At 42.5% G+C, this 7,893-nt stretch carries 9 protein-coding genes and 1 tRNA gene; 5 read left to right on the top strand and 5 right to left on the bottom strand.

What is annotated here, in order from left to right; all coding sequences use genetic code 11:
* Window positions 1–724: 724 nt before the first annotated feature.
* From AB4Z17_RS30085 to AB4Z17_RS30075, 3 genes are read left to right on the top strand one after another with little or no spacing between them, the layout of a single operon-like run.
* A complete protein-coding gene (locus tag AB4Z17_RS30085) occupies window positions 725–943 on the top strand; it encodes a helix-turn-helix domain-containing protein (protein ID WP_441963933.1) in 219 nt (72 codons plus the stop codon).
* Between the two features lie 19 nt (window positions 944–962).
* Window positions 963–1,316, top strand: a complete 354-nt coding sequence (locus AB4Z17_RS30080) for a hypothetical protein (RefSeq protein WP_441963931.1) — start codon at window positions 963–965, stop codon at window positions 1,314–1,316.
* A gap of 30 nt (window positions 1,317–1,346) precedes the next feature.
* A complete protein-coding gene (locus tag AB4Z17_RS30075; protein ID WP_441963929.1) occupies window positions 1,347–2,528 on the top strand; it encodes a tyrosine-type recombinase/integrase in 1,182 nt (393 codons plus the stop codon).
* 221 nt (window positions 2,529–2,749) lie between these two features.
* On the opposite strand, the gene AB4Z17_RS30070 is transcribed toward AB4Z17_RS30075, so the two are convergent.
* The 3 genes from AB4Z17_RS30070 to AB4Z17_RS30060 all read right to left on the bottom strand — a co-directional run bounded on the left by AB4Z17_RS30070 (window position 2,750) and on the right by AB4Z17_RS30060 (window position 4,199).
* Window positions 2,750–2,825, bottom strand: a tRNA-Ala gene (locus AB4Z17_RS30070).
* 140 nt (window positions 2,826–2,965) lie between these two features.
* On the bottom strand, window positions 2,966–3,658 hold the full coding sequence (locus tag AB4Z17_RS30065) for a DUF4367 domain-containing protein (protein ID WP_441963927.1): 693 nt from the start codon (window positions 3,656–3,658) through the stop codon (window positions 2,966–2,968).
* A complete protein-coding gene (locus AB4Z17_RS30060) occupies window positions 3,639–4,199 on the bottom strand; it encodes a sigma-70 family RNA polymerase sigma factor (protein WP_441963937.1) in 561 nt (186 codons plus the stop codon). Before AB4Z17_RS30060 ends, AB4Z17_RS30065 begins: the two co-directional genes overlap by 20 nt.
* A 400-nt stretch (window positions 4,200–4,599) precedes the next feature.
* On the opposite strand from AB4Z17_RS30060, the gene AB4Z17_RS30055 reads away from it, so the two are divergent.
* Both AB4Z17_RS30055 and AB4Z17_RS30050 read left to right on the top strand, forming a co-directional pair.
* A complete protein-coding gene (locus AB4Z17_RS30055) occupies window positions 4,600–4,992 on the top strand; it encodes a BlaI/MecI/CopY family transcriptional regulator (protein ID WP_441909266.1) in 393 nt (130 codons plus the stop codon).
* 2 nt (window positions 4,993–4,994) lie between these two features.
* Complete coding sequence (locus AB4Z17_RS30050) at window positions 4,995–6,638, top strand: M56 family metallopeptidase (RefSeq protein ID WP_441963925.1); 1,644 nt, start codon at window positions 4,995–4,997, stop codon at window positions 6,636–6,638.
* 175 nt (window positions 6,639–6,813) lie between these two features.
* Here the strand turns inward: AB4Z17_RS30050 and AB4Z17_RS30045 are convergent, their stop codons facing one another.
* Both AB4Z17_RS30045 and AB4Z17_RS30040 read right to left on the bottom strand, forming a co-directional pair.
* Window positions 6,814–7,035 carry a DDE-type integrase/transposase/recombinase gene (locus AB4Z17_RS30045; protein ID WP_441963935.1) on the bottom strand — a complete coding sequence of 74 codons (222 nt, stop codon included), beginning with the start codon at window positions 7,033–7,035 and terminating at the stop codon, window positions 6,814–6,816.
* A gap of 23 nt (window positions 7,036–7,058) precedes the next feature.
* On the bottom strand, window positions 7,059–7,214 hold the full coding sequence (locus AB4Z17_RS30040) for a helix-turn-helix domain-containing protein (RefSeq protein ID WP_430061641.1): 156 nt from the start codon (window positions 7,212–7,214) through the stop codon (window positions 7,059–7,061).
* Between the last annotated feature and the right edge of the window lie 679 nt (window positions 7,215–7,893).

Here is a 7,893-nt window from a genome sequence, read left to right as displayed (position 1 = left end):
GGTATAGCTCTCTATACTCTACATTTATCTCAACCTTTCGCTTTACCACTACTGGTGTTAAAGGTTTACCGTAGATAATCTTATTAAGTTCTTATTTAAGTCCAGAAAAACGCCATAAAGGAAGCCCGCAGCTATCCTTCAACTCCCCCCATACTTAGTAAGTCACAGGCTTAGAAGAGCTTACTGAGCGTCTCAAACATCGTATGATATAGAACATTAAACATCTTAATTTGTTGTTTAATGTCACTATAATCTGTAGACATTTCGTCTACAGGATTAACAATAAATTCAACCTACATTATCCGTTGTCTACAATTCGTCTACAATTTCCGCCCACAGAAAAACCCAGTCCTCTTGCGGACTGGGTTCTCATGGTGGAGGCGAGGGATTTGAAATGTTGTCTGCTTCTTTTTGTTCTGAATCGTCATACATCTTCGCACCCCAAAAGTTGTTATTCTATAGGCATCGCAGGATGATTCACTCTCGAAATGTGTTACATAACATTAACCAGAAGTCGGAACTGGTCCGATATCGCTTTTCGTGATTAGATAGTTTCAACACAAAAAAAGCATTTGGGTTAGAATATTACAAACCCATATGCTTGATTAAAAAATAAAAATGGCGATTTTCCGCAAATCGGATTTTCAAAGTTATATATTAATCTTGCAAGCATGCAGTGGACAAATCCCACTGTACGAAATCATACATATGGGGGAAATTTAAAATGGCTAGACGCAGCGACAAATACATGAATAGAGAAGCACTTCCCGATACTTTGAAAGTTGAAGACATATCGTCTTTTCTAGCAATTGGTAGGGGACAAGGATATGAGCTAGTGAACAAAAATGAATTTCATGTTGTGCGAATTGGTCGTGCTATCCGGGTTAGCAAGAAGTGCTTCTTGGAATGGTTTGATGGTCAAAAACCACAGAAAACTGACTAATATAATGGAGGGTTCCACCATGTACTTTGTAAATGAAGAGCACGAGCGCAATTTCTACCATTTCCTTAATAAGTACCCTATTACATTAAAAAATAATGAATATCGCACCGGCTATTATATAGTTGCTCATCCGGTTATTTATGACGTCTGCGATGGTAAACCCGATTCTAATGGTCATGGACCTTTTGATTGGTATTTTAACGAAGATTTTAATCACAATTTGACTCCTGCATATATTGAGCTTGTGAAAGCCGGTATCCACCTTTACAACAACTATGAGGATTTCTCGCTCTATCTTTCATTAGGTAATTGGCGAAATGAACTGTTCGAAGTTTTCATCCAAGCTTGTAAAATCAGACGTGGAGAAGATTAAAAAAAACAACATACAAGGGAGTTACTGATAATGGCAAGAACTAAAAAATATCCTGGTGTTTATGAACGAACTGATACCAACGGTAAGTCTTACTACTTTATTATATCTACGATTGACCCAAAGAGCGGAATGAGACGTCAAAAGAAATATGGTGGATATTCAAGTCAGGCTGCTGCTTATAAAGACCTTATTGACTTTAAAGATAAGAAGAATAAGGGGACATACATTGAACCAACCAAAATGACGTTAAGGGAATGGCTCGAATATTGGATTTCAGTAAAAGAGCTTACATTAAAGAACATCACCCTACAATCATACAAGCAACGCATCCAGCATATCGTGGAAGGCTTCGGTAATGAGAAGTTATTCACGCTTACCAAGGATATCTTCACTGAATTGCATAGGTACCTAATAGGAAAGAACAAGATTATTTATAAGGGAGAGAAAGTCGTGACAGAAGAAAAACTATCAAGCCGCACAATTCACGACACTCTAAAGGTTTTGAAGATGGCATTGGCTCAAGCTTTCCGCGATGATAAAATCCCCAAAGATATAACTACTTTCTATAAGTTGCCTCCTGTAATAACTAAAGAACATAGCGTTCTAAAGCCTAACGAAGTTACTGCTTTAATTGAAGCGGCAAAAGGTGATTCTCAGTTTTGCGCTATTTACTTAGCGCTAACTACTGGAATGAGGAAATCAGAAATACTTGGGCTTTCATGGGATGACATTGATTTTGACCACAGGACCATAAGTGTTGTCCGTACTCATAACAATCAAGACAACTCCGTTAGTGAAGGAACCAAAAACAGGTCAAGTCGACGCTCTGTAGAGATTGATGATGAGATTATCGAGGTCTTAAAAGCCCAACAACGGCTAATAAGAAGCTACAAACAATGTGTCGGAGACTTGTACCAAGAAAAGAACTTAGTTTGTCCCACTCAAATTGGTACACCTGTGAATCCAAGTAATTTAAGACGCAGTTTATATCGAATTTTGAAAAAAGCAGAAGTAACCAGGGTCACTGTACATGAATTAAGACACAGTCATGCGACTCATCTACTTATGGCTGGTGTTGATTCAAAAATAACGTCTTCCAGATTAGGACACAGTTCCACCCGAGTTACTAATGACATTTATCAACATGTCATAAAAGGAATGCAGGCAGACGCTTTGAAGAAGTACAGAGAAAAAATAAATACAAAGAGATAAATTCTCAGAACAAGCACTTGCTTGTTCTTTTTTTATGTATCCTTCATTACTTCTGGTTATTCCACATACTCTCGAGTTTAAATACCTCAAATGTTACCGAAATGATACCGGGGATAGTGCCTCACGCATTAATATACATTTATCTTTCGCCTTTATACATCAATGAGAACACTAATGTAGGCAAAATAAAAACCCTCCGAAGAGGGCGTAATATGCGGTAGTGGTGGAGAATAGGGGGCTCGAACCCCTGACCTCTTGCATGCCATGCAAGCGTTCTCCCAGCTGAGCTAATCCCCCACATATACATCGGTTATTCATTTGACCTTTGCTCTGCCAGTGATATGCTCTCCCGTGTGGGGCTATTACACTACCCCGATTTATCTAGCATTCGACGGGTGGGGCATTCAATTCATTCACGATATACATGCATCAACTCATTAAGGCTCCACCGATTCGGCTACCTTCATGGCCTCGTCGCCCGAAATCGGACCGGACACGCCATAATGAATGCCGTCAACCACCCAGAACAGTTCCGTGAACTCGGCTTGCTCGAAAATTAAGCCGTCCGCTCCGCCCACTTTGGTCTGGGTGAACAGGTCCGTCGGGAACGCCGCCGGCATGCGGCTCGCGCTGAACGTCACCGTCTTATCACCCGAGCCGTATGTGAAGTTTAAATCTCTGAGCGGTTGGTCCTTCATTCCCACGCCGACGATCTCAGCCAACTTGAAGCCTTCCGGGGCGACTTGAGGAACAAGCACACCGGAACCGAAAGCTGCTTTGGCTGCCTCCGCCGTTCCTAATGGAGTTGTAATCAATTGGGACAACTCCGAGCCTGTGGCTCCTCCGTTTCCGGGCGGCACGATTTCCGACGAATTATCCGTTGGCGTCGGGACTGCGGAGGGCTCTTGCAGCATCGGCAATCCCGCCACTATGACGACTGCCGCGACCAGTGCTGCCGCTCCTGCAAGCCAGGCTTTCGGAAGAACGAATCGGCGGCGGCCTCTCGCTTCCGCGGCGGCTTGTTTCCTGATTTTCTGTTTAACGCTATCGCTCAATTCCATTTTAGAAAACAACATATCATCAGACTCCTTTTGCAATTGTTGACGTAAATTACGCTCCATGTCCGTCATCGGTTGTCTCCTCCTTGCGCATTTCCCGAGCCAACGCCTCGCGCGCCCGGTGCAGTCTGTTTCTCACGGTACCCTCGGGCGACGACGTCGCTTTCGCAATTTCCCGTGTGTCCAAGTCCAGATAATAGTATAAATACAAAGCCTCCTGATACGGCAGAGGCAGACGCAGCATATGCTGCAAAATCTCGCTTTTCTGCAATCTTTTAAGCGCTTCTTCTTCTACGTTGAATATCCGTCCCCGCTCCATCAGGCTGGGATCGGTCGGCTGTTCCGTAAACATCCGCACACCCATCTTGTCCCGGCAAACGTTGATAGCGATCGTCGTCAACCAGGTTTTAACCGCGCTATCTCCACGAAACGAGTTCCAGTTGCGATAAGCGCGAAGAAATACCTCCTGACTGATATCCTCGGCAAAATGCCGATCCCCGGTATAAAAATAAGCGGTGCGCATGATCGTCGAGCCAAAGCTTTCCATCAACTGCTTTAGAGCTTGAGTGGGATCTTTCGGGAAATTTTCCTTGTTATTCGAGCCGGCCGGCATCACTGAATCATCACCTCCACCTATTAGACGGCCTGAGCGCATTTTTCGCTGCACTGCGCTTTAAATCTGACAATCCAATAAAGATTTCGCGAATTTGAGCTTAATTGCCCATATTCCTTCTTGCTTGAATTTCAAAGTATAAAAGCCACATGTACAGGATGCCTGTTGATGCGGCTTTTCGACTTCATCTTTGGTTTAAAAGATCCCCAATATCCGTTTATACTAACACTATTTTCTCCAGATGACCTCTTCGCTGCCAGCTATGCGATCTCCCACCTAGACGTATTACACATCATAATTATTATTAAGACGTACGTTGACACAATAGGATTACACGTGTAGTATATGAGTTGTAGGCCTACAATTGTGATCCTTTTACATGTAACGGGAGGTTTCGAGTATGACTAAATTACCACAAATCACAGATGCAGAATGGGAAGTTATGAAAATCCTCTGGGCGAGGAAGGAATGTCCATCCAGCGAAATTGTTAAACAACTAACGGAAACAATGGACTGGAGTCCGAAGACGATTCGTACGCTGCTTAACCGTCTGGTGCAGAAAGAAGCGGTTGGAATCAACAAAGACGAATCTCGACGAGCCCAAATGTTTTATCCATTGGTTTCAGAAAATGAGTATTTGCAAAGTGAAACCAAAAGTTTTTTGCAAAAATTGTACGGTGGAGCTATTAAACCGATGCTTGCGAACTTCCTTCAGGAGAAAAAACTGACGGAACAGGAAATCAATGAGCTGAAACAATTATTCGATGATAACAAATCGAAGATAGGCAAATAGCCATGACATATGTGCAGATGTATATGCAGGTGTTTTTCGACTGGGTGATTCGCGCTTCGTTGATGGCAAGTATGCTGGTTGTTCTCATTGTCATGATCAAATGGATGCTCAGAAACAAGTTGCAGCCGAAGTGGCATTATCTCCTATGGTTTCCTGTTGTCATTCGGCTCGTATTGCCTTGGGCGCCAGAAAGCTCGTACAGCGTATACAATCTATTGCCAATGAAGCAGCAGTTGTCTAATGAATCCCTTTTAGGATCGCTCGATGATATTTCCAATCTTTATGAACGAAAGAATCAGTTAAAGAACAACGTGGATTCACCGAGTGAATGGACACTCAAAGATCAATCCGATGTCATAGTTCATTCCTCTGCGAATGTTCCTGAAAAACAAGTCCTTGCAAAGCAATCGTTTATGGATCTATTATCCAAAATAACGCTGCGAGACATCCTGTTGTTTGGTTGGTTGCTAGGGGTCATAATCTTGAGCCTTGTAACCCTTATAGCCAATATCAACGTGTATAGACGAATTAAAAAACAGCCCAATGTAACCCATCCGGCGGTATTACAAGTATTCGAGCAATGCAAGCGCCAAATGTCGGTCAAACAACCGATTCTTCTGACCGTAACAGATGCAGTGCCAAGTCCTGCGGTTTATGGGTTTATGAAACCAAGGATTTTATTATCCAGTTMGTTGATTCGTTCGATGGATGCCGATCAATTCCGTTATATTTTCAATCATGAACTGGCACATATCAAGCGCAGGGACGTTGCGATGAATTGGCTCATGCATGTTCTGGTTATTTTACATTGGTTTAATCCGATAATGTGGGTTGTCTACGCACGAATGCGAGCAGATCAAGAGGTAGCCTGTGATGCATTAGCCTTGTCCTACATCCATGCTGAACACAAAGCAGCTTACGGCCAGACGATCATTAATTTATTGGAGCATTATACAGGAGCCCGGAGATATCCAGGTTTGGTCGGATTATCGAGTAATTACAAGCATCTCAAGAGGAGAATACTCATGATWAAACATTTTAAGAAAAATTCTATGCGCTTATCTGTATTAGGATTAGCAACGCTATTAACTGTCTGCTCATTCTCATTAGTAAATGCTCAAGGGAATACCCATTCAAATGAAACAGTAGAAGTGGCAAAGCTATCGAAGCCTGGAGGCGGCCAAATCCAAAGCCTGACAGTCAATACTGCAGAAGAAGCTACTCTCGTATTGCAGAAGTATTTTAACCTAACTGGATTTTCACTTATAAAAGATGAAAGAGAAACTGCGACTTATGTAACTGCAGACGACAGTATGCGTGTATGGGTTGGTCAAAACAATAAAATAATTGGTATTAATGATATGAAGGCAGCTAAAGAATCAAACAAAAGCAATGAAATACAAAAAGAACAATGGATTTCAATAGACCAAAGTAAAGAGAAAGCGACTCAATTGGCTCAACAATTCTTGGATGTTAGTGTTCAAGAAGTACAAATTACAACAACAGAACATAGCTACGCCAATGACTCACTTGTTTTATTTGAAATTAGACCTTCTTACGAAGGAAATCTTACTAGCGATGGCCGGTTTCTTATAACAGTGGACCGATCCACTGGAGATATTACAAATATTAACCCTTTTATGTGAATGAGCTGAACGACTAGAGGCTCTGCTATCGCAAGGCCTTAGGGCAACAAATGTAAAATTGGAGAACGATAGTTAAATAACTATTGCAGCAGTCTGAACAAGACCCCATTCTGTAGACAAAAAAAACCTATGCTGCATGGTCAAGCCCCCGATTTTATAGACATTGAAAAAAGCCCTAGGAAACAAGCTGGCGACGGTACTCAACCGGAGTCAGCTTGTTAAATGCCTTTTCGAACGTTTTTAATACCAACGGATTTTCATTGTTGAAACTCACGTGATAAGCAATAATTTCAGTATTAAACAAATCCTTAATTACGGACAGGTAAATCTTCTGATCGAACACGCGGTACTGAGTAATATCCGTGACACATTTCTGATTGGGTTTGTCTGCTGTAATATCATGATTAAGTCTATTATACGCTACACGTCCTGCATACGGCGCCCTCTATTATCCATAAGCCTGTACTCTCCGAGTTGCTTGTATTTACGCATCCATTTCTTAATCTGACCTTCATCTTCAATCCCCAATTCCTTTATTATCTCCCTTTTTGTTTTGCCACCTAGCTTTAGCTCGATTGCTTTTAGCTTGGTCTCCTAACTGTAACGTTTAAACTTCTGTCCTTTTGTAGCCAATGCCAAACACCCCCTAAAACCTCGTTCGGTCAAAATAACAATTTCCCCTCTATTATCAGTGGGATGAGCTTTGCGTATTAAATAACCACATTGCTCGAGATAATCCACCTTCGTGCGCGCGGTCTGTCCCTTGCTAGGCTCCACCTAGCTCGATTCCCGGCCCCACGAGGACATGCCCGGCGACCTTATGAGACAAGGCGCCATGTGCGCCTATCCGGTGTTCGCCTCTCCTTTTCTTCCTCAATTTTCATCTTAGCATAAAGACTATATACAAGGGATAAATCCCATCTTCCCCTATACTCTTCATGCTTTTGGACTTACAGGCATTTATCTAGGTCTATGAGAAGTGATTTCGATCCCCGCTTAGTCACAGACAAGCGGGGATTTATCAAACCCTAGTTATTTAAGTGCCGCTCAGGCTAACTACCCTTCCCTCCCACTGTTGATCATCTGTCGGGAATGGGACAATGCTCTTATCACCATCAAATGACAAGAACTTGAGCCCATAAATCAAAAAAGCCACGATTTACGCAACTTGTTATGGAACAAAGTTTCTGTCAACTGACACCAGCCGTACTAGCTTGCGAGGGTGCCCTGCTTGTACTGGCCATCAGCGTGGATC

The organism is Paenibacillus sp. TAF43_2 (assembly GCF_052113545.1).
GTDB lineage: Bacteria > Bacillota > Bacilli > Paenibacillales > Paenibacillaceae > Pristimantibacillus.
Note: the sequence above shows the minus strand (reverse complement) of the source record. Positions and strands in the feature narration are given on the sequence as shown.

Bases quoted from the DNA above. Each gene is read 5' to 3' on its own strand.
- AB4Z17_RS30065 (WP_441963927.1), bottom strand. From the start codon at position 3,658: ATGACGGACATGGAGCGTAATTTACGTCAACAATTGCAAAAGGAGTCT.
- AB4Z17_RS30060 (WP_441963937.1), bottom strand. From the start codon at position 4,199: ATGCCGGCCGGCTCGAATAACAAGGAAAATTTCCCGAAAGATCCCACT.
- AB4Z17_RS30080 (WP_441963931.1), top strand. From the start codon at position 963: ATGTACTTTGTAAATGAAGAGCACGAGCGCAATTTCTACCATTTCCTT.
- AB4Z17_RS30055 (WP_441909266.1), top strand. From the start codon at position 4,600: ATGACTAAATTACCACAAATCACAGATGCAGAATGGGAAGTTATGAAA.
- AB4Z17_RS30085 (WP_441963933.1), top strand. From the start codon at position 725: ATGGCTAGACGCAGCGACAAATACATGAATAGAGAAGCACTTCCCGAT.
- AB4Z17_RS30075 (WP_441963929.1), top strand. From the start codon at position 1,347: ATGGCAAGAACTAAAAAATATCCTGGTGTTTATGAACGAACTGATACC.